We start from the raw sequence: 20,474 nt of genomic DNA on the forward strand, positions 1-20,474 counted from the left end.
CCAGCCCCGGTCCTATCTCCGCGTGATGCCTATTTCCCATATGGCGACTCCCCTCGGCATGGGCTTCGGGCAGACGCGATTTTCGAGCCCGAGCATGGCATTCCGGCTGGTTTATATCGCACGCGACGTGGCGACGGCGATTGCCGAAACGATTGTCAGGGACCGTTTCGAGGGCGCGACCGAACGGGTTCTTGACCAGACGGAGATCGAGGAATGGGCCGTTGCCGAGGTAACGGCTCCGACGCCGTTGGTGGTGGTCGACTTACGCGCTGCGGGGTTGCTGAGGCTTGGCGTCAGCACGGATGCGGCGCGCGCCAAGGAGCATCGGGAAGGCCAGAAGTTCAGTGAGACTCTCTACAGCTCGTTCGCCGTCGATGGTTTGCTCTACTCGTCGCGGCTGACATCGGCAGAATGTTTGGCGGTTTATGACCGCGCCGTCGGCACCAAGCTTGAGGCATCCCCTGCGGTAAACCTCATCCGGCATCCCGAACTCATTCCCGCGCTGCAATCCATCGGTGTCACTATCCGGGGAGCGTAAAGCTGGAGGTCGGGGAAAACTGCGTCCCGGCAATTTGTCGTGGCTTATTTGTTCCTCGTTGTTGGGGGAACTGGGCGAACACGACAGAAGCGATCAGCGTTCACGGATAGCCTATTGATTTCGTCCACGTCCTGGTGCGCCACGTCGACGGCCATCAAACGCCGGGCGCTGCTGGTGTGGATTTCCAGATCGCGTAGTTTTGTTGCAAACGAGACTCGATCGATTTCAGCTGTGCGGCATAATCGATCCCTGCAGAAGACTTCGCCGCGACTTCCGATGCCAGGATGATAAGGCGCCAGGCTGCGTAGTCGTGGAACGGGTTGAGCCCGATGACATTGCCGTGCGAGAAATCAGCGGGCTCTGGCGCATTCAGGAGCTTGGCGAACTTTCCGATCGCAACGTTCAAATCCCAATGCGACACAAATAGCATGAGGGCGCAAAGCGCGAGAAGCGGGGCCGGGGCCTGGTTGAACCGGAAATACTCCGGCCTCGTCTTGCTGAACGAGATCTTGCTGTTTTTGCCAACAAAAGCACAAAGCGCAACGCTCTTGTCGTAAAATGGCTGAAGGACGGTGGTGTCGAACACCTCGTGGGCAAAATGCCTTTCTGAAAGATCACGGGCGCGTTTCCAATGTGCATCATCGTGCATAACGCGCTTGGCACATTCGATCAGCGTGAGATTTTCCTCGGTGAACTGAAATTTTGCGGCTGCCTTCCAGTCAAAGGCAGGCATATCAGCCTGCGCGGGGTGAAACTCCCAGCGATGATAGCTGGGATGTCGCTGAAGGTGTTGCGCCCAGTCGACGATCTCCGGAGACGCAGTCACCGTGAATCTGGTCGAGGACTTGAGATCAAAAAACCACTGGCGCATCGAACGTACAGCGGCCTGGTCGAAGATCTTCTGTTCTATCCCCTTGCAGATCAGCGTGCGCACGGCTCTGGTCTCGACACTTTTTTCAGCTCCGAAGTTAATAAGGCTGTCGGGTTGCCGCATCGTGTCATCGGCGCTGTAGAATTCGCAAAATGGGTGGTGCGCATCGCCACCAGACTGATCGGTAAACCGGAAATGCGCTTGTCGAACGACAGTCGTCGTCCCGCGTGCCTTGCCGGGCCGAACGATTTGAGCCCCGCGCTTTCCGCAGGAGGAGCATTGTATGTCGTTTCGGATCCAGTCCGCCCAAGGCGAAAGATCAGGAATGCTCTGTTGTCCGACGACAGGTCCGATGTGGGTCAGCAGCCACGCAAGCTGTTCGACATCCAATTCACGGGCATAATGCTGAGAGAAAGCTGTCGCAGGCATACATCACCACCCTTCAATTCCGAATCTGCGCAGGGCACTGTGCCTGAATTGCGTATTTGCAGCCAAACCACGCCTGTCATTGCCGAACATGTGGGCACGCAGCAGGCCGCGGTCTGTCGACATCTTCTCGAAAGTCAGGCCGCAATAGCCTGGTCTGGTCGCCAAACATGTGGCTGATAGTTCATCAGAGTCTGGCCATCCGCACTTCGGCTGAGTTCTATCGTAATCAACCTGTCATTCTGAAAAGCCGGACTCAATTCCAGCGCAAGATAGTCGAATAAGGGTTTCTCATGCACGGCCACGATAATCTGGCGTTGTGTTCTGGATTTAGCCAACGTGCGCAGCAAAGCCGCGAATTGCGCAATATGCACCTCATCCATGCTCTGGACGGGATCATCGATCACCAGCCATGGTAGATCCGGCGACACCGAAAGATGCAGAGCGAGGAAAAGCGTGAGAGCTGCGGTGTTCAGATTGCCGGCACTTAGCATCGCACGCGGGTTTCCGCCTTTTCCACCCGCCCGGTACCACGTCTCCAGGATTGCCTCGACCGGACCACCATTTGTTTCCGGTACGGCGAACGCCGGAACGAAGGGCTCCTCAGGTGCCAAGCGGACAAACAGGTCGCGCCAGACCCGGTTCAGTGAGCCGTTGAAGACCTTTCGAACAATTCCTGTCCGCGCCTCGCCGGCGCGTTTGGCAAGTTCGCGCGCATCCTGAATAATGGCATCGGCACGCCCCTTGGCCGCATTCAGCGCATCGATGCGGCTTTGCGCAGTGGTGATCGCGGACAATACCGGTTCACGCGATGCTCTCAACCTGTTCGACTCGAGAGTGTTGCCGGTCATTTCTCTTCGGAGACTCTGGTTCGAGGTGTATGCTGTTACAAGGCGGGACGCTTCAGCTGTGAAACGAGCCAGTGCGGCGTCGACAGCTTCGGCTGCGCCGACCGGATCGAGGTGAAGTTCGGTCGCAAAGCGGCTCAATGAGTCTCGGAGAACCGTCCCGCTCTGATCTGCAGCGGCAAGATCGGAAAGCACACGCGATGCGGCGGTTGACGCGGCCAGAAGGCGCTCACCTTCCCCGATGCTATCGGCCATCTGTTCAAGAGCGAGGTTCGCCTCCTGTAGGAGAGCTTGTCTCGTCCTAAGATCGTCGCGGCTTTGTGGCTCGAGCCGTTGGCCCCGAACCTCACCCAGGTGCCGCTCTGCACTTGCAGCGGCCGCCAGTGTCGTTGCACGATCCTGGCTCAGTGCCTGTAGCTGGCCTGCTGCTGCGGTGAGCTCTGCTATCCTCGCCGAGACATGCGCATGCAGAGGAGTCTCGGACGTTTGGCTAAAGTCCCGTCCGCACACCGGGCAATCTTCAGAGTGTATGTGGGGTAGCACGCCACTCAGCGCTTGGGCCAACACACCAGCTTCGGTCGCAAAGCTGGAAATCTGTTGTTCCAGCGCCAGGATTCTAGCTCTTGCCCGGGTGATCTCGCCGTCAAGATCAGCTTCACGGACCGAGGCTTGTGCGTCGCTGTTGAGAACCGTCGTACACCGAGTGAGTTCCTCCTTCACCGCTTCAACGGCCGTGGAATGAGCATATTGCGGGCCACTGGAACTGATCGGCGGCAAATCCGGAAAGAGCGGAGCAAGACGTTCAAGCAGGCGGGTCAGTTCGCTGCCCTGAATAGCTTGCCATTCCTGTATTGCTCTTTCAGCGGCTTCGCTACGTGGCTCAGCTGCGACGCGCTCTTTAGACGCATCGGTGTTGGAAATCTGCTGCCATTGTCTTACCGCGATTTCGATTTCCCGCTTGATGCCCGTCAATCTGACAAGTTCTCGCTCCTCGAATTCGGGTGTGATCGGCAGCGCGTCAGAGTTTGGTGGCTCAATAGATGTCAGTTGCGAGGTGCGCTCTTCGTTTGCCTTAGTGAGCTCCTGTATGCGCGTGTCGGTTGTTGCGAGTCCTGCGCGGAGCCGTATTACCTCCTGTTCGAGCTGCGGCACGGCATCCTTTGTCTCGGCGTAACCTGGAACTCCAGAGCGAAGGCGACGGACATCGCCGGCATCATGTAGGCCGTCAATGATGGCGTCGAGATGATCGAGTCGGAGAAGATCCTTAACGAACCTCGTCAAGGCTGAATCGGTTCGTTTGGGGGAATCCTGGTAGAGTTCGAGCAGTCGGCCCAGCGAGGATTGAGCGAGAAAGCAGCGCTCGCCGTAGAAGCGCGACAGATCGGTGTTGAGCAGAGCGGCTCCCGAAATCCCACCGGCGCCCACAGTAAAGTCTGCTTCATTGACATCCAGGCCAGTCGTATGGATCTGCACGTTGGCGGACTTGGAGTCCTTGTGTACCAAATGGCTCGCATACTCCGGATCAACACGTTCAAGCGACGCAACGGAGCCCGTCAACGCCAACTCAATGCCGGATAGCAGGCTGGTTTTTCCAGCTCCATTTTGTCCATGCACCAAGACAATTGGTGCATCGAGAGGAACCGTAATACTCCCCCTGATGCTGCGGAAATTGGTGAGCGTGATCGACTTCAACTGGGCAGGACTCATTCGAAAATCCCTCCGGTGAGGTTAGAGCCTTTGTCATGATCTGGACTAGCGACGTCGGGAACGGCTAACGAGGCGTTGAGAAGTTCGTGCAAGCGCGCCTGCACCGCATCAGAACCGTGCGCTCCCAGCGCCACCATGTCGACAACGGTCTTTTTCAGGTCGCTCGAACTTTTCACAATCGACTCCAATGGTTCCGCGATGTCGTTGCTCGGCTCTGGTAGCGCCAAGGGGAGGAGCACCGCCAACCAGTTCTGCAGCAGAGAATTATCTTCTTCGGTTCCGATGACACCAGTCGCCAAAACGCGACATACTTTGGTCATCGCATCAAGGACAACGGCCTTTGGCTTGGGTCCTACAAGAACGGTCGTCAGAGGGCGTTTCGAGCGCGCGACATCAAGTGCACGGGCAACTCCCTCAACTTTACGCAAAATGCGTATGTCTGTCTCAAACGCTGTGTCCGCGACAAGAATGAGATCGGGTGACGGGTTCTCGCCCACCAATGCCGCGGGAACCTCAAAGGAAAGGCCGGCAATCGAGAGTGGGGATGGAAGTCGTCGATAGCCCGAACCCGTCAGCAGCTTTACGACGCCTTCTATGGGCGTGGAAGTGGTCATATCGCGGCCTCCTCACGAAAGAGTTGCATGAGTTCAGCACTGCTGGTCGTGACTTGCAACAAGTCGTACATGCTAACTTCGCGCAAACCCAAATGACCCGTTCGGCCCGGGGAGCTTCGAGGCGACCGCGTCATGGTTGGCGGTTTCTCCGCGCTGTAGACGAGCACGGCGTCCTCATCATCGACAATGTGGCCGTTTTGCTGTAGCCGAATTGCAGCCCGCCCATGTGCGGCGAGCACCATCTTTGTGCTGGCAGTAGCTGTTTTGACACGCGCGATGCCAGCAGACGGATCCGATGGATCAACGCCTTCCAAGGCCCACACGCCGGTTTCGATACCGATGCCAAGAACGCCAGCGATGACAGCGACTTCGGCCAGTCCGGTGGATGGGATGTTCTGGTCCCCTGCGATCCGATGCAGCGGCGTGGAAGTCAGTGGATTATATCGCCGCGGCGCGGTTCCTGCCGAGCCGTCCCGAAACATGGTCATTATCCGCGAGGTTTGGTCCGCAAATGATTTGACGAACTCCAACCGGTCGCCGTTGTCCAGACTGGAGAGGTGGTTCCGAAGCGAGACGATGCCTTGCTTTATGGCATTCTTCCCATCCGGATCCAGGGTCCCCTCGACCAATTCGACCATGCCGCTCAGCTTGTCGCAAATCACTGATAACAGGAGCGCCATCAGCAGCGGATTGGCATAGGATTTGACAAGAGATTGTTCGTTGATCTGATCTCGCATGGCTGCAGTATAGACCTGAGGATAGACGTTCCTCAGCAGTGCCTCCTGGTCAGCTCCAACCTGATCGCCGGAGAAAACGAAACTTGGCCTGTCACCAGGCCACGGCCATCGCATCGTCGCTTCTGCACTCGCGAAAAACGCCTGGATATTCGAATCCTGCGCTGACAAGCCCATCATCAATGTCGGCTTGGAAACGGCGATGTCGGTGAGGCGGCCAATAACCGCTCTGTTTTCGAGAGCTGCGGCCCAACGATTGATCTGAGAGAAACGGGCGACAAGAAACGGGCGGTAGTGCGCTTCGTCGGAGACGGCGAGTACCGCGCAGCCGTGGAATTTGATCAGCTGGGCACTCAGTTTCGGCTGCCGAAGGTCCTCGGACCTCACACAGACTACGAGTTTCGGTACGCCGCCCGTGAGTTCGTCGATTGCTTTTTCCACGAGGCCGTCCCAGTTGGCCGTCGCGATATCCGAAGCCGCACCTTCCAGCACAAGCATTGCCATGCAAAGATGCTCAACGTCCGGTTCGATCGCTGGATTGGCGAACGTGGCTGCAATCCCTACACCTTCCCACAAAAGATAATCTTCGGGCTGGCCGGCAACGGTAATTTCCAGCAATCGCGCGTAATTGTTGGTCAATCGTGTGACGATGGCATCCCGATCAGGCCAGGTCGAAAACTCAGCGCCGGTATTTACTCGCGCCCATTCTTCATCTGAGAGGCCAGCAAGCGCCAGGGCGCGGTTCAAGGCTGCTGCAACGGCACAGTTTGCATCAGCGCGGTCAATCCTCTGTCGCAGGAACTCGATGACGCGTGGAATGATCTTCTTCAAGCCATCCACTTTTCCGAACGAGATGCCCGAACCAAGCCAGAATGCGTAGCGATCCTCGGCGACTCCGGCCGCGACAGACCGAAAGGAGCCATCGAGGATATCGAGTGTTTGGCGAATAGAAATTTTGGATGCGCTGGGCGCTAGTGCCATGTTTTTATGCCCATCGCGAAAGAAATCGAAGCAGCTTACTGATACTATCGACTATATTTTTACAGATCACTATCTCAATCTCGGCGTGCAATAAGAAATCGAACCAATTGTTCCTCATCAATCCGGCTGCGTGATGTCAAGCCAGGAGCCATCGGTGATCGCACGTGTAGCAGCACAAAACCCGATAAAGGAGATCGAGCCGAAGTTTACGATCGTCGAATTCGAAGTTGGCGTCGGGAGGCGGAGAAATAATGAGGCTCTCACCGAATATGTAAATGGCTGAACGTTTCACGCTACCGCAAGGAATAAATGGATCGCCGAGGCAAATGCCTTAGCACTTCGAACGCATGCCGGCCAAATCCAGTCGGACCGAGGCGATAACCAGTGTCGGCGCTATCGGACAAGCGGGCGAATGAACGTCATCCAGTGCTTCCTTGGCGGAGCAGGGGCAGAGCAGCAGCGCGGCGTGGCCCGGAGGCCACGCTAAGCGCGGCGCTCGATGAGCTACGGCTCCCTTTCGGTCCAGAGGCGTGTAAGAAGCTACAGCCTCTCGTCTATTCCGATTGGGTGAACCTACCGTCAATCGGAGGGGCCTATAGTCATGCAATCTCTAGACTCGTCGATATCATGGGAGTACTCGGGGCGCCTTATTACGACCGTGTTTTCTTCCCTGGCGAAGCGACGCATCCTTACGACTTCTCGGCTGCTCACGGAGCTTTTGAAACCGGACTGCGTGCCGCGCGCGAACTTCTCGCAAGGTGGTGAAATGGCCCCTTCTCTCTGCGGAAGAACCTCCGAGTTCTACAAATGCCATTCATGCGCAAAAAGCGAGCTTTTTCAGACGTTTACGCAATTTTGCCCGCCCGTCAGCGGTTCGATTCCTTTCAAGGCGCCCGACACTGATTGAAAGAGGTTCGCCGGCAAATCCGAAGTCAATTCTGACCGCAAAGGTTAGTCTGCCAATTTGACCAATCATACGTTACAGAAATGATAGCGGCGGGTCGAGCCGCCGTTGCTGCTCCCAAGGGAGTCAAATTGGGCGTGCCTTGAAAGGCGGGGCCGAAGAGCAGGCTCTCGTTTAAGATGTGTCGCGTATTTGGTACAAAAATGCGGGTCATGGCCGTAACGGCCTAGAAACGGCTGGAAAGCACGTGGGTGCCAAACGCCTAATCTTGAGGGAGCCGTTTGCCAACTCAGTAATATTTTCTTCTGGAACGAAGCTGGCGAGTAGCCCGTAGTCTATTTGGAGGGAGCGTGATTGAAATCCCTTATTTCGTTTGGGAAAGCCAAGCAGCATAGCCGTTGTTTTCCGGGCGGCAGGCACGTGCTGGATGGGCTGAGCAAATGAAAGCGTCGAGCAGCGGATTGTCGTCAGACGACAGTGCCCGCCGGTAGGTCGAAGAGACAAGAGCGAGCCAGTATTGGAGATTATCTGTCGTCTCGAAATACGATTTGTCGTCATCGTTCAGTGTAGGTAATTGGATTGAAGTGTCGGCCGTGTAGATGTGGAACATTTCCGGCGTGGTGCTGGATATCCGAGCTTTGCCTGTCCTTGCAGAAGATGCAGGGAGGGAACGGTTGCGCCTTTCGTCATCGCGGCAGTTTGTATAAGGATCGGTGACGCTGGCATCGTGAGTCTCACCATTGGTGCAACCGTCTACTCGGACGGTGACGCCGTTGCGGAATATATACATTTCTTCGACATGATTGATCATGGCTGCGACCTTCCAGCCACCCTTTCCAGTGGCGCGGTGGATGCAGCCTTGGATATCATCGGGAGCGCAGAGTTCGACCTTGGTTTCCACTGTCCCGTTGACCAATCGCCTCAGCGTCACCTCGCAGATCGACGGCGTTCCGGCGTCGCAGCTTAGGTCTTCAAATACTTGTCCCGCCACCGGAAATTGCGAGCCTGACTGGTCTTCGATCGCGCCAATCAGCTCATTCGCGCAGGCGTCGAGGCGATAGCTTTTGGAAAGCACCCGACTGCAGGCGGTCGCAATCCACGTCGCCAGCCGGATCGCGTCGGCATTCGCGACATACACTACGGCATTAAAGGCTCGTGTTTTTGTTTTGTGCGTTTTCGGGGCGGTGAAGATGTCGGTGCGCAAATAGGTACATTTTTTCACACTGCCTTTAGGCCAGTCTGGAAACAATGCGTCAGCGTTTTCACATGCGCCGGGCGGCGACATATATCGTGAGTTGTCAACTAATCGGCGGTGAACTTGCCCGACTAAAGCTGAGACCGGCTCTCCAGCCCACGCACCCGCGGCAACAACAATCATGAGTGCGAACAATATGAGGCGCATACTGAATTCCCCCATGAGCGCTGCCATTACCCGGTCCGGTGTATCAGATATTCTGCATGCAAAAAGCGAGCTTAAGATAGTCGCGCCCGCCGTCCGACGGAAGACGCCAGTGGGTCGCCGTCAACCTCTGCGCTTGGTAGGATATTCAGCAATAGACCCTGTGTCCGGACTGCCGCTTCTGACCGAGATGGCGGCTAGTTCTGTGGAAGCCTCATCAGTGTAATCAGGAAGTCACATCTATGGTGATGCTCGCCTCCGCTCGGAAAGTGTCGCTATTAACTTGGAAGCGAAATCGATAGGGGGTTTTTGTCGGGTCGAACTCTAGGTTGCCGGCGTAGGGAGGCTTTGAGGTGTCGATTGGAAAGTTGATCCAGTAATCTTGGCCGGGTTGAATTTGGAGAGGCGGCTGACTCGGCAATGGCGGCGGTAGGAAATCGTTAATGTGCACGACATCTCCCGCTGCATCCTCTAGATCCACGATAAAGTAGTGCGAATTGCGGAAAGTAATTTCAAGCTCGATTGACGTCTTGTTAGAGAAGATGGGGGTGACCGTAACCTTGCCATCCTGAATTTTGGCTGAGGCTAGCAGCCCGAAACCGGACACCTCGGGCTGCGGATCGCCCGAGGCCTTCAGTACTATCGGCTGTTCTTTCAGGAATTTCATGGTGCACCTATTTCGAGAGATTGATACGGCAGCCGAACAGCATCGCGTCGGCCCCGCAGGTGATGGCGTTCGGCAGCAGATCGATCTGGAATGGGGTGCCCGAGAGCCTGAAGCGTTGACGTAAGTCTATGCCAAGGCCGTCGAGGAATCGCTGCAGAAGCGGAAGACTCCAGGCATCGAGCGCCTCGTTCACACCCCTCAGCATCAGACGTATTATGACATCCCGGACCACGAAGAAAACGGCTGCCCAGCCGGCCGATTTCGCCCAGCCGAGGTTGATGTCGATATTGGATGCGAGCAGGTCAACGAATAGGAGGTCGTTACTGAAGCGGAATGCGACTTCGAGCGTTGCGTCGAGTTCAAGCGGGATTCCGATCACCTCTCGCCCGATCTGAGCATGGATCTGAAGCGACCCCTCCATAAAGGTGAAATCAACTCGGTGCAGAATCACCTTTCCCGTTGAGTCGGGCCGCCCATGGTCATCGAACTTGATGGGGATCGCACCCCCCGCCCAAAGATCTTGCAGTACCTGGCGGGTCCAACGGTACCCGACGGCGAGTCCGACATCGAATGCGCCGTCCGTGAAGGCTTCGACGTCGCTGTAGTGCTGATGGCCGACATTCTGATCGGCTTCGAGAAGGACATGGATTTCATCGGGCGTAGCCGCATTCTGGCCTCCGACGACTTTGAGATCAGTCGTTCCGAACTGGCCGGATGGCGTGCCGAATATCTCATTTGCCGGCGCCGGTAGCGATCCGGCAAGCCCCGAGAGGGCCGGGAAGGCGAAAGCCGTGCGCAAGCGTACGACGCCGATCCGCTCGAATATCTGCCGAACGATCGCATTCACCGCAGGACCGAACGTCAGGTCTCCGATGCTATTGAGATCCGCCCGCAGTAGCTGACCAAAGCGGACCGTAGCGATCTGCGCTCCACCAACCCCGGATATGGACACGTCCGCCGTCGCTTCGAGAATACCGCTGAAGTCGCAGATAAACGACTCGTCAAGGGCGGGATCGCTATAGCCACCTGCCGGCCCACTGAAAGTCCATTCGTCGAGTTGGAAGCGCGATCTAATGCTTCCCGAATATTCGATGTGGATGCCAATCCTACGATCCACTCCGGCTCGCGAGAATAGCTCCACGACGTCAAAGTCGCATTCGAATTCAATCCCTATTGTTGCACCAAGATCCGGCTCGACGACGGATTTATTCGTTTTGAACCGACGAGGCAATTCGCCCGAGGTGATAGCAAAGTCGATGACGCGATTCAGGAAATCCAAGGAAACGCCTGCTTGGATGTCATAGTCTCCACCATCGAAGACGAACGGATGTACTGTGGGCACGAGGGGGGGCATCCGTTGTCACTCCAGCCGCAAGTTGGTCATCATCGCGAAGGTGCCATCTGGCCAGGTAAAAGCGCGAGGCTTCGCTTTCGCGCGTAAACCAGTGCCGGGGATCGGCTGATCGATCGCCAGGGTGAAGCTCTGTGCATCGACCATCTGAGTGACCGTCCGGTCGAGGAACAGCTTTCCGAGGATCATTAGGGTCGCTGTCACAAGCGATCCGAGTGGTAAGAGCGCATCGGCAGCAAGGAAAACCAGAACCGCGACGGGATAGGAAAGGTTCACGCTGATGCCACTGGCGTCGACGCGGACGTTTCCGCCGTCCACGTAGGGTCTGAACCGGCCGTGCGCGTTGGCAAGTTGGTCAAGCTGAACCCAGTCGATTACGGTCTCGACGACCTTCTCGCACCAGAGATTGCATGGGTCGATTGCCGTACAAATCGTTCGGGTGACCTCGTGCTCGATCTTCTCAAGTGTGGAGGATTGAACCTCTAGATTATCGAGGACAAACGCGCCTGGCTCCACGTGCATGCGGGCGTCGTGAGTGACTATGTCGCCCACGATATCACCCGCATGAGCGATCTTGAAACCTTCGAGTGCACTGCACACCGATTGGAGCACGCGGTTCATTAGATTAAGGCTCACGAAGATCCCGGTGTCGTCGGGTTGGTCGAGCGCATAGACGACCTGCGTCGGGTCTATTGGCTCGTTCTGAACACGAAGGAGGAGTGCAAGGGCGCGTAGTCCCGCCGTAGATTGAACGATCCGGTAATCCAAGCTGACCGCTGCCGGCAGGCCTAGGACGGGGATGTCAGGCCCGACTGTCCAGCTGACCGGCATCAATCCTACGTTGCTGGCCAGCGACTTGATCGCAGCGCGTCTGGCCAGAGCGGAGATGGTCGCGAGCAGGCGGGGGGAGAAGACCGCTGTTGAATTATCGAGATTGAGCTGAAAGTCAGTGACTGAGAGCGCTCGAAGATCGAGCGCCAAATGTCGCATATCGTGGGACTGCACGAAGACGCCGGCAGCACGGACAACAAAGCGACCCGAAAGGCCTGCCGTCAGATCCGGAGTAGGGGAAGGCGTTGATCCTCCTGGCAACGCCAACAGACGGGTCTGGACGTTGGCTAAGCACGAAACGGTGAACGCCAACTCGATCTCACCGGTTGGGTGGAGAGTCACGCGCGGAAGTCGGAGTTCCGTCGCGATGAGGGCGGTCTGCTCGATGTTATAGTCGCCGAGGTGGAGTATGCGGGATAAGTCGACCCGGAAGAGGTGCGCCTGTGTCCTGGCGAAGGCCTCGACGGCGCTCTGAAGGACCTGCTCGGGGACCTGTAGCATAATACCGTAGCCGCCCGAGACGCTCATCCTGACACCTCTGACGTATCGACGGTCATCACATCGGGACGGAATTCATTGGGCCGGGCCTCAATCTTAATGTCGAAGGTAACCGCCTGAGCCGCTTGGGAGGCGGTTGGAGGTTGCCCCACCCTCACGAGAGTGGCTTTCACGTGCAGTTTTCCGCTGAGCTGGGCAGCCGACCTGTTAGGCCTGATGACAATCGCGAAGTCGCGACGATAGTTAGCTTCGTTGAGCGGGAAATCCGCAATGTCCGGCAGCACCTCGGGAAACCGATCTCCTGTCCGAAGACCCTTACCGCTTATTCCCTGGAGCCGCACCTCAGGAGTGCCAATGATCGGAGCGCCGTCGTTAACCACTTCAATGACGGGCACCAAGTCTCCGCTAAACTGGCGCCTCCACTCTCCCTTTTGCTTGCTCCAGCAGGCAAAACACATTGGGGAGTTCGGGCGACTGCCATTCTGGTATGCGAGGTATATGAATAGTTTCTCGTCAGCCGGCGGCTTCCCCGCCTGAGGCCTGTAAATCACCACATTTCTCGGATGGTATATGCTGAACTGATATGAATCCAGCGGTGCCGACGCCCCGAGGCACGCGCATCCACTGAGAACCACCGCTGAAACGGCAGTAATAATCCACGCAAAGGACGCACGTAATACTTGACACGACCTGACAAGGTCGGTCGCGGGTCTCGCAACTTTCATTGATGCCCCCAAGTTTGTACTACAGTTAATCTTTGACTCCTTATAAGTCAACTGAAACTGCACGCTATAAGGGCAAACTATTGGAAGAATGCGTTCTTTCCCTTTTGTTTTCATCCTTTCCCATCAATCCCCGCACCGCGGGTCGCCCGGCGAGAGCTGGGCGGCCCGTTCACCACTAATCTTCAATGGCTCACCGATCTGACTTGTCCAGAGGATCACGGGTGCAAATCGGGTCGACCGGAGCCAGCGCCTCACGTTTTTGGGCTAGGTGAAGACTATCTCGTGATGCGAGCTTCAAGAGCTTCACTGATGGGCGTATGCCTTAAAAGGCAGAGCATATGGTTGGCACCCGGATCGAGCTCGAAGATCATCGGGATGTATTCCCAGTACCGGATGCTCTTTCCTGTGAGAGCACACCGGGACCGCACGCCATTGCCCGGGTTGACTTGGTCCTGATAGCTTCCGTTGCATTGGCGTTCGCCCGAGGAGAAGCAGTCGTCTGGCTACATTGTCCTGCGGGCTCGGTGAACTTGCACTCGACGACAAGCGCAGCTGCGGAAACGGCGGCAAGTGCATCGACTTGCATGGCCTGGGCTCCTCCAAAGTTATCTACAAAAATGAGGCCTCAGACGCCGCAAACATCTACCCGACGCTCGACTTCCTGTTTCCGAGGGAATGGTTCTAGTGACTAGTCGACATCCCCTTAAAGCCAGAATTCCTTCATCGCTGGCACAGCGAAAGCTTTGGAGTCAGTGCCAGGCTTGTTGCCATAGTGTTCACGTTCTGGGCTAAAGAGATCGCATAATGTATCGACGGGAACTTCTCCGGCCAGCGAATAGAAGAACGATTGCTTGCCAAGCATGTAGCTATCGCGAGTGGCTGGTCTACGGTTCGAATACTTTCAAGGCGTCGCTGTGGTCAATAGATTTTAGGCGGCCCAATATGGAACGCACCGCGCGTTGCGCCTACCTTGATCGGGATCTGCGGGCGCAATGCGATCGAATTTGATCGATTCAGCGATGATTGCCGAAACGGCCTGATATTCCTCCGGCGGGAGTGAAAAACGCTCACGAAGTGTGGCGTTACTCATGTAGTCGTGGGTGAGCCAGCGAAGGACACAATGGAAGAAGCAAGCTCGCAGCTTTTCGGCCTTTGACATCTGAGCGAAGCTTTTCGGTGCGAATAGAACGACACGCATCGAATTTTCTGACGAGATAAAGTCGGGAGCGGGCAGATGCTGCGCTTCGATTTCAATTAGGGACTTGTCGAGACCCCTTCCGCGCTCTTCGCAGAGTCCGAACGAACGCATAGTTGCAGCGAGCTTCTCGTTTCTTGCGCGGCGCTCATCGAGGATGCGGTCGGCGCTGATCAGGGAATTGCCGGGGGTTGGTGACTTCGATGCGATTGTCGTAGATTTCGACCACGGGACCAACACCGGTCGCCATGAAATCCTGTTGGATGAGTGCGTTCGCGATAACTTCGCGAATTGCGGTCTCAGGAAAGTGCGGCACCATCCGCCGAACGCCATCGATGTATCGTTCTTCTTTGGGAAGGCGTTCCATCAAGAACCGCATCATTGCGGTAAAGCCGACAGCGTATCCTTTCTTGCAGAACACGTATCGACTTGATGGGGCGTGACGCAAACGGGAATATTGCTTGCACAGAAATGCAAAGCGTCTGCAACAGCACCATTGACTAAGAATCAAGCGGCGGCTTTCCCTGAAATGCAGCAGTCAGGTGCAGTGGTTGTTGGCAGGGGGAAACCAGGATTTCCTGGAGGCACACAAATACCTCCCACAACAGTCGATATTAATAGGCCGTAAAACGAGGTAGTGAAATGTCTGTTGATCAAACGAATGTAGTTGATGCTATCGGGATTGATAACTCCACAGGTGAGGTAGTCCTGACGATTACTGATCACCTTGATTGGACGGAAAACGGCCGTAAGCACCTTTTCCTACTGCAGGAAAAGCTCAATACCTATTTGAGCTTTGTTGAGAGCGGTGAGATCTTAGAAACATACCCGAACGCAAAAGACAGGGCCGTTTTAATAGACATTGTAGGCAAATATCAGCTGAGCGAGCAGGCCCAAGCCTTTTATGCCCAATTTGCGCAAATCGTCGAAGGTGCCGGAATAAAATTCCGGTACCGACTGTTTAGCGGAAGTTAGTTCTAAACACACGTCGGCGAAAAGGTCCTCGTATTTTCGGCCCTACGGCCTCAGCCGGGTGATCCGCAAGGAGGTGACGGAACCGGGTGCGACGGTGGCAACGCTGCTGGCTAGAACACCTATGACGAACCGGCTGCCACCGGCCAGTCGCACAATGCCGGCATGCTGACCAAGGCCGAGAATGACAATGCGACGGTGACTTACACCCGTTTCTACAACGGCGCCGGCGACAAGGGCATCACCAGCACGACGATCGACGGGGTGACTAGCACGACCACGGTCGAGCACGGCCCGACCGGCAAGACCACGGCAATCGCCTATGCGCCTGCCAACATCGTCGTCGGCAAAAGGAAAATCCATCGCCCAGACGTGATTGGAATGGGTCGGCTCCGTCCGGTCGGCTCGCAGCTTCGCCTTGACCCGACGCTTGGGAACCTTGTTGCGGAGTTGCAGGTCCATCTCCTTGTAAAGACGATAGATTCGCTTCGGATTGACGGGCCACCCGTCGCGCTTGAGCAGGACATGAACGCGACGATAACCGTAACGCACCCGTGTCTGGCAGATGTCTTTGATCTTCAGCTTCAACTCGGCCTGCTCGCCGCGCCTGGACTTGTAGACATAAAGCGACCGGTCAATCTTCAGCACCGAACATGCGCGCCGGATAGAAACCTTCCAGTCTGCCTTGATCGTGTCGACAAGCTTGCGCTTGCGGGCAGGCTTCAGAGCTTTTTTGACAGCACGTCCTGAAGCATCGCCTTGTCCAGCGACAGGTCGGCAACAATCCGCTTCAGCTTGGCGTTCTCCTCCTCGAGCTGCCGCAACCGCTTCATCTCTGACGGCATCAGACCGGCATATTTTTTGCGCCAATTGTAGAAGGTCGCGTCCGAAATTCCTGCCTTGCGGCAGACCTCACCGATCGGCGTCCCGTCCTCTGCCTGCTTCACAACAAAGGCGATCTGCGCTTCCGAAAACTTCGAGGCCTTCATCTAATTCTCCTCTTCTGCCCAACAGGGATCTTAAGTGGAAAATTCCAGTTCCAAGTGGCCTAATTTGACGGGGGCACGTCACTCGCCTGCCAGCGCATACTGCAGGCGAGCAACCCGTCGTTTGCGTTCAGCGTTTTATTTCCTTGCTATGCTGTCCATCGGATCGTCGACGTTGGTAAGCTCCTTCGCCACCACACTCTACGCGTCGTCCGCCGGGAGTGCCAACCTCAGATATGACAGTGGGATGTCGTTACTCGCGAACTTCGAGACGGTCTCCGTATTTGAGAGCGAGCCACCTGCAATCTTCGCAATCAAGCTCAATGCCATCGAGTGTGACTGTCGCAGCCGCCGTGCTGCGAACAGACTGATCAACCTGGCGACACGAAGAATGGCGTTGCCAAGCAGCATCTCACATGGAGCCTGATCTACTTCAGGGCCGCCGACAGCTCGGACTATCTGCAGACTTTGCGTCCGTACTGGGCGTCAACGGGCGAAATCGGACGCCCGTTGCTCCTGAGGGCGTTCGCGATGGTCTGAAAATCGCTGAACAGCTGACAGGTGATCCCAACGTTCTGCAAGCCCTGAGGCAAGCCAAGAAGATATAGAACTGCTCCCATCCGCCGTGTACGCCTTGAAGGCGCACACCATTGACGCCGAGAGGAGTTTCGCCTATATTTCATTGAGAGATGGAGGCTGACATGCCGAGTATAGCGAACGAGAACAGTGAGCGTATGAGTTTGAGGGTGCCTGCCACGGCCAAGGCTAAGCTCGTGCGCGCTGCGGCACTTCGTAATACCGATCTGACGAATTTCGTAACCCAATCCGCACTGCGAGAAGCAGAAGCTGTGATCGAAGAAGCCGAAACGATCAAAGTGTCAGAGCGCGATCATCTTCGCATTCTTGAGCTTCTGGAAAATCCGCCCAAACCCAACGCCAAGCTGCGCGCGGCGATTGCCGGTTTGCCGGACAGCCTATGACTTTACCTGCATGGCATGAGGAACCGATCGCCAAGTCTCACGGTCGGGCGGCCTTCGATTGCGGCGACGCTCAGATGAACGAGTTCCTGCTCCGCTTTGCTCGACAAAGCCATGAGCAGAATGCCTCGAAGACCTTCTGTGCTATCGACGACGCAGTGCGCGACCGCATTCTTGGGTTCTATACAATCGCGCCTTCGGCAGTCGAGCACGCAACTGTCCCTGATGCAATGACACGCGGTCTTGCCCGCCATGATGTGCCGGGCTTCAAGCTCGCGCGATTGGCTACCGACCGAGCGGTTTCCGGACAGGGATTGGGAGGCCAGCTCCTAGCCGCCGCAGCGCTCCGCTGCCTACGACTTGCAGGAGAGGGCGGGGGACTTCTATTGATCATCGATGCCAAAGGCGAGCGCGCCGCCAACTGGTACGCTTCCTATGGCGCCGAACCGCTGAAGGACAAGCCGCTGACTCTCGTGATGCCGCTCATCACCTTCGCGGCCGACTTGCGGGCTAAACGTCTTCTTTGATCCCCTAAGGCGCGGGGACACGATTGATTTCCCCGAAAGCGAACTGTTGCATCATGGCGATCAGCTTAAGGACTAGCTCTACCACAATTGCCATCTGGAAAGCCGGGAGCCCCAGCAGCCGTCTAGAGAGGAAAGAGGCCGAAGCGGCCTTCAAGGCTCCTGTACGAGGTCCGGCGATCGCTTCTGCTCCCAACCTCAAGTTGGTCGCCGTTGCGGCCACGGGAACCGACGTCGTCGACGTCGCCGCATGCGCACAGCGCGAAGTTACGGTCTCGAACATCCGCAACTACGCGGTCAATACGATTCCCGAACATACCTTCGCTCTAATCCTTGCGCTTCGCCGCAGTCTTCTCGCCTATCGCAACTCGGTACAGGCCGGACGCTGGCAGGAAGCAAACCAGTTCTGCTACTTCGACTTCCCGATCAACGATCTCGCCGGTTCGACGCTCGGTGTCATCGGTGACGGTGCGCTTGGACGCACGGTGGCGGACATTGGCCGTGCCTTCGGGATGAAGGATCTCTTTTCCGACTACAAGGGCACCAAGGGAATGGGGCCGCTCATACGCCTTTCGAGGAGGTCCTCGAGGTCAGCGACATCATCACCTTGCACTCGCCGTTGATGCCTTCGACCCGCAACATGATCTCGACCGCGGAGTTCGCACAGATGGCCAGGCGGCCGCTCTTGATCAACACCGCGCGCGGCGGTCTATTTGACGAGGCGGCGCTGGAACACGCATTGAGAACTGGACAGATCAGCGGCGCTGGCTTCGACGTCGTCACCACCGAGCCTCCGGCCCACGATCATCCTCTCATGCGCCTACTCGACCTGCCGAACTTCATCCTGACGCCGCACGTGGCGTGGGCTAGCCGCGAAGCGGTCCACTCGCTTGTCGATCAGCTGATCGACAACGTCGAGGCGTTCGAGCGCGGCGAACCGACGAACATTGTGGCCGCATGCAGAAATTACGGCTCTGGACCAAGCCAAGAAAACCGGACAGTCTCCGTACCGATTGTCGGTTTCCCGCGATTTTTGTCCGGCTTGTGCCGCCCGCATCGAGCAGCTTGGTGGTACCAGATTCACGATATGCGGAGTGGTGGAAATGATGGAAGGATTTGATGAACAGCAGTTGCTTCAGAGACTTGGACAACTCCCGTCCTATGAGCTAACCGTCCTAGCGACAGCGTGCGCCTCTCGCCAGACCGGCAATGTAATTTGGTATTGTGAAGAGTACGGTCTTGACCGATATCCCTTGGTTTCAAAATGTATCGAAAAACTTTGGGAAGCCCCCGGCGAAAATGGGCACGGCGGCATTTGGGAGGAAGCGCTAGAAAGCATTATGGAGATGATGCCGCCGGACGATCACGTTTGGACGGTTATAGATGCCCTTGCGGAAGATGCTTTCGCATCATTGTGCTATTCGATCAGAACAAAGCTACACGCAACTGCACAAGAAGCCACTTGGGCGCTTCGCCGCGCCTACGAGGCGGCGGACCAAGCGGCTATCCATCTTTCTCGCAAGCAAGCGCATGAACTAAAAGAGCCAGAGATTTTAGCTCATCCAATTGTACAGCGTGAGTTGGTACGGCAGAAAAGGGACTACGAATTGATCTTGCAAGGACGAGTCACCGACGTGATCGCGGCGGCTTCCAGAGAACAACTAATTCAACCAGACGAGCGAGAGTTCTTTTGACCTGCCACTGAAAGTTCATCAGGCCGAGTCCCGGGGGTTTTGAACCGCTTGTGATCTGAACTTGACGTGCCCCCGTCAAATTAGGCCACTTGGAACTGGAATTTTCCACTTATGATCCCTGTGATCAACTGTCTCTCGTCAGTAAGACCGTATGTCCGTCTTCGTAGCTGAGGTGGCTCGCCCTGCACTGGTCTTCCGAGGGTTGCTCGGACAGGCCGAGCCGATCCTCATCACAGGAGGACGAGCCGTGGCAGACTATAGAGAAGTGTTCGTAATCGATGTTGCCAAACTAAAGAATGCGATTGCTGTCGCTGAATCCGGCCGGGAGGGAGAGATTCCATCCGATGCATCAACCTCACCCCAGAAGCGGCTGTGGGGTGAAATAATTCGAGGCGATCGGAGCAGCCCCGGACGCACTATCGGGAATGCGGTAGCCAATCCGCGCGTCAGAGCTTGATCACCGACGTCCTTGAGTTCGGCCTCCACCCATACGCGATCATCATCATGAACAGCCGTTCGTTTGGGCGGGTCGGTTCCTCGCGCCTAAAGCATGGCAATGCGCGTCCGTCCCGGTTCTGATCTAAAAACATAGCTCAATGCCGGGACTGTTCGGTTGCTCAGTTTAGGTCGTGCTGCTTATTCATCCAGCAGGCGGTCCTAAAAGCACTATGGCGTTTGTCATTCATTTGCATTATCATTTCGCCAAAAAGTGGAGATCGCTATGGCTGCAAATGCACTGGTACAAACTCGTATCGATGCCGATGTTCGGGATCGTGCCTCCGCAGTGCTTGGAAATATGGGGCTGACCGTATCTGATGCGGTTCGTATCTTACTCACCCGAACGGCCAACGAAGGTGCGCTGCCGCTGGAGCTTCTTTCAGACAGCGAGGCCCACGACGCTTGGTTTCGCACCAAGGTACTTGAAGCTCTGAACGATATTCGACCGGACGTCTCAGATGATGAAGTCGAGGCGCATTTCGCTGAACGTCGAGCGGCAGCCCGCCTTAACGCGGGTGCGCGCAAATCGTGAAG

Annotated in this window: 20 protein-coding genes and 2 pseudogenes; 10 read left to right on the plus strand and 12 right to left on the minus strand. The window is 56.4% G+C overall.

The features are described from left to right. Positions 1–40 precede the first annotated feature (40 nt). Positions 41–538 carry an RES family NAD+ phosphorylase gene (locus EEQ99_RS02305; RefSeq protein ID WP_373289067.1) on the plus strand — a complete coding sequence of 166 codons (498 nt, stop codon included), beginning with the start codon at positions 41–43 and terminating at the stop codon, positions 536–538. A gap of 154 nt (positions 539–692) precedes the next feature. Here the strand turns inward: EEQ99_RS02305 and EEQ99_RS02310 are convergent, their stop codons facing one another. The 4 genes from EEQ99_RS02310 to EEQ99_RS02325 form a co-directional block, all read right to left on the minus strand. Beyond that, a complete protein-coding gene (locus EEQ99_RS02310; RefSeq protein ID WP_127429961.1) occupies positions 693–1,838 on the minus strand; it encodes a hypothetical protein in 1,146 nt (381 codons plus the stop codon). Between the two features lie 134 nt (positions 1,839–1,972). After that, on the minus strand, positions 1,973–4,390 hold the full coding sequence (locus EEQ99_RS02315) for an AAA family ATPase (RefSeq protein WP_127429962.1): 2,418 nt from the start codon (positions 4,388–4,390) through the stop codon (positions 1,973–1,975). Continuing rightward, entirely contained in the window at positions 4,387–5,004 is a 618-nt protein-coding gene (locus EEQ99_RS02320; RefSeq protein ID WP_127429963.1) for a hypothetical protein, read from the minus strand. The genes EEQ99_RS02315 and EEQ99_RS02320 overlap by 4 nt, the downstream gene beginning before the upstream one ends. Beyond that, the gene (locus EEQ99_RS02325; RefSeq protein WP_127429964.1) at positions 5,001–6,719 is read right to left on the minus strand and encodes an SIR2 family protein; all 1,719 of its coding nucleotides are present in this window, start codon (positions 6,717–6,719) and stop codon (positions 5,001–5,003) included. The genes EEQ99_RS02320 and EEQ99_RS02325 overlap by 4 nt, the downstream gene beginning before the upstream one ends. Positions 6,720–7,145: 426 nt before the next feature. Between EEQ99_RS02325 and EEQ99_RS35550 the strand changes: the two genes are divergently transcribed. Then, positions 7,146–7,484: an FAD-dependent oxidoreductase gene (locus EEQ99_RS35550; RefSeq protein ID WP_373289069.1), complete on the plus strand. Its 339-nt coding sequence runs from the start codon at positions 7,146–7,148 to the stop codon at positions 7,482–7,484. A gap of 503 nt (positions 7,485–7,987) precedes the next feature. On the opposite strand, the gene EEQ99_RS02335 is transcribed toward EEQ99_RS35550, so the two are convergent. From EEQ99_RS02335 to EEQ99_RS34990, 7 genes are all read right to left on the minus strand, one after another. Then, on the minus strand, positions 7,988–9,052 hold the full coding sequence (locus tag EEQ99_RS02335; RefSeq protein ID WP_127429966.1) for a hypothetical protein: 1,065 nt from the start codon (positions 9,050–9,052) through the stop codon (positions 7,988–7,990). Positions 9,053–9,248: 196 nt separating this feature from the next. Beyond that, on the minus strand, positions 9,249–9,689 hold the full coding sequence (locus EEQ99_RS02340) for a hypothetical protein (RefSeq protein ID WP_127429967.1): 441 nt from the start codon (positions 9,687–9,689) through the stop codon (positions 9,249–9,251). A gap of 7 nt (positions 9,690–9,696) precedes the next feature. Further along, a complete protein-coding gene (locus tag EEQ99_RS02345) occupies positions 9,697–11,031 on the minus strand; it encodes a hypothetical protein (RefSeq protein ID WP_127429968.1) in 1,335 nt (444 codons plus the stop codon). A gap of 18 nt (positions 11,032–11,049) precedes the next feature. Then, positions 11,050–12,399: a hypothetical protein gene (locus EEQ99_RS02350; RefSeq protein ID WP_127429969.1), complete on the minus strand. Its 1,350-nt coding sequence runs from the start codon at positions 12,397–12,399 to the stop codon at positions 11,050–11,052. Continuing rightward, a complete protein-coding gene (locus EEQ99_RS02355; protein ID WP_127429970.1) occupies positions 12,396–12,764 on the minus strand; it encodes a hypothetical protein in 369 nt (122 codons plus the stop codon). The genes EEQ99_RS02350 and EEQ99_RS02355 overlap by 4 nt, the downstream gene beginning before the upstream one ends. 1,258 nt (positions 12,765–14,022) lie before the next feature. Next, entirely contained in the window at positions 14,023–14,403 is a 381-nt protein-coding gene (locus tag EEQ99_RS34985; RefSeq protein WP_244604748.1) for an ATP-binding protein, read from the minus strand. Positions 14,404–14,437: 34 nt separating this feature from the next. Beyond that, the gene (locus tag EEQ99_RS34990; protein WP_244604749.1) at positions 14,438–14,659 is read right to left on the minus strand and encodes a hypothetical protein; all 222 of its coding nucleotides are present in this window, start codon (positions 14,657–14,659) and stop codon (positions 14,438–14,440) included. Between the two features lie 272 nt (positions 14,660–14,931). Between EEQ99_RS34990 and EEQ99_RS02375 the strand changes: the two genes are divergently transcribed. Continuing rightward, positions 14,932–15,264: a DUF6572 domain-containing protein gene (locus EEQ99_RS02375; RefSeq protein WP_127429971.1), complete on the plus strand. Its 333-nt coding sequence runs from the start codon at positions 14,932–14,934 to the stop codon at positions 15,262–15,264. A 318-nt stretch (positions 15,265–15,582) separates the two neighbouring features. Here the strand turns inward: EEQ99_RS02375 and EEQ99_RS02380 are convergent. Further along, positions 15,583–16,250: pseudogene (locus tag EEQ99_RS02380) on the minus strand (transposase); the annotation flags it as partial. A 698-nt stretch (positions 16,251–16,948) separates the two neighbouring features. Between EEQ99_RS02380 and EEQ99_RS02395 the strand changes: the two are divergent. The 7 genes and pseudogenes from EEQ99_RS02395 to EEQ99_RS02420 all read left to right on the plus strand — a co-directional run bounded on the left by EEQ99_RS02395 (position 16,949) and on the right by EEQ99_RS02420 (position 20,472). Next, a complete protein-coding gene (locus EEQ99_RS02395) occupies positions 16,949–17,227 on the plus strand; it encodes a type II toxin-antitoxin system TacA family antitoxin (protein WP_097596198.1) in 279 nt (92 codons plus the stop codon). Further along, complete coding sequence (locus EEQ99_RS02400) at positions 17,224–17,751, plus strand: GNAT family N-acetyltransferase (RefSeq protein WP_097596161.1); 528 nt, start codon at positions 17,224–17,226, stop codon at positions 17,749–17,751. Before EEQ99_RS02395 ends, EEQ99_RS02400 begins: the two co-directional genes overlap by 4 nt. Positions 17,752–17,804: 53 nt before the next feature. Beyond that, entirely contained in the window at positions 17,805–18,371 is a 567-nt protein-coding gene (locus EEQ99_RS35335) for an NAD(P)-dependent oxidoreductase (RefSeq protein ID WP_280178049.1), read from the plus strand. Continuing rightward, the gene (locus EEQ99_RS35340; protein ID WP_280178050.1) at positions 18,356–18,868 is read left to right on the plus strand and encodes an NAD(P)-dependent oxidoreductase; all 513 of its coding nucleotides are present in this window, start codon (positions 18,356–18,358) and stop codon (positions 18,866–18,868) included. The genes EEQ99_RS35335 and EEQ99_RS35340 overlap by 16 nt, the downstream gene beginning before the upstream one ends. After that, a complete protein-coding gene (locus EEQ99_RS02410; RefSeq protein ID WP_127429972.1) occupies positions 18,852–19,442 on the plus strand; it encodes a DUF416 family protein in 591 nt (196 codons plus the stop codon). Before EEQ99_RS35340 ends, EEQ99_RS02410 begins: the two co-directional genes overlap by 17 nt. 151 nt (positions 19,443–19,593) lie before the next feature. Beyond that, positions 19,594–19,779 (plus strand): annotated as a pseudogene (locus EEQ99_RS34995) (IS110 family transposase); the annotation flags it as partial. A gap of 384 nt (positions 19,780–20,163) precedes the next feature. Further along, positions 20,164–20,472, plus strand: coding sequence for a type II toxin-antitoxin system RelB/DinJ family antitoxin (locus EEQ99_RS02420; RefSeq protein ID WP_127429973.1), 309 nt, complete (start codon positions 20,164–20,166; stop codon positions 20,470–20,472). Positions 20,473–20,474 lie beyond the last annotated feature (2 nt).

Origin of the sequence: Rhizobium anhuiense (assembly GCF_003985145.1) — a bacterium.
Taxonomy (GTDB): domain Bacteria; phylum Pseudomonadota; class Alphaproteobacteria; order Rhizobiales; family Rhizobiaceae; genus Rhizobium; species Rhizobium anhuiense.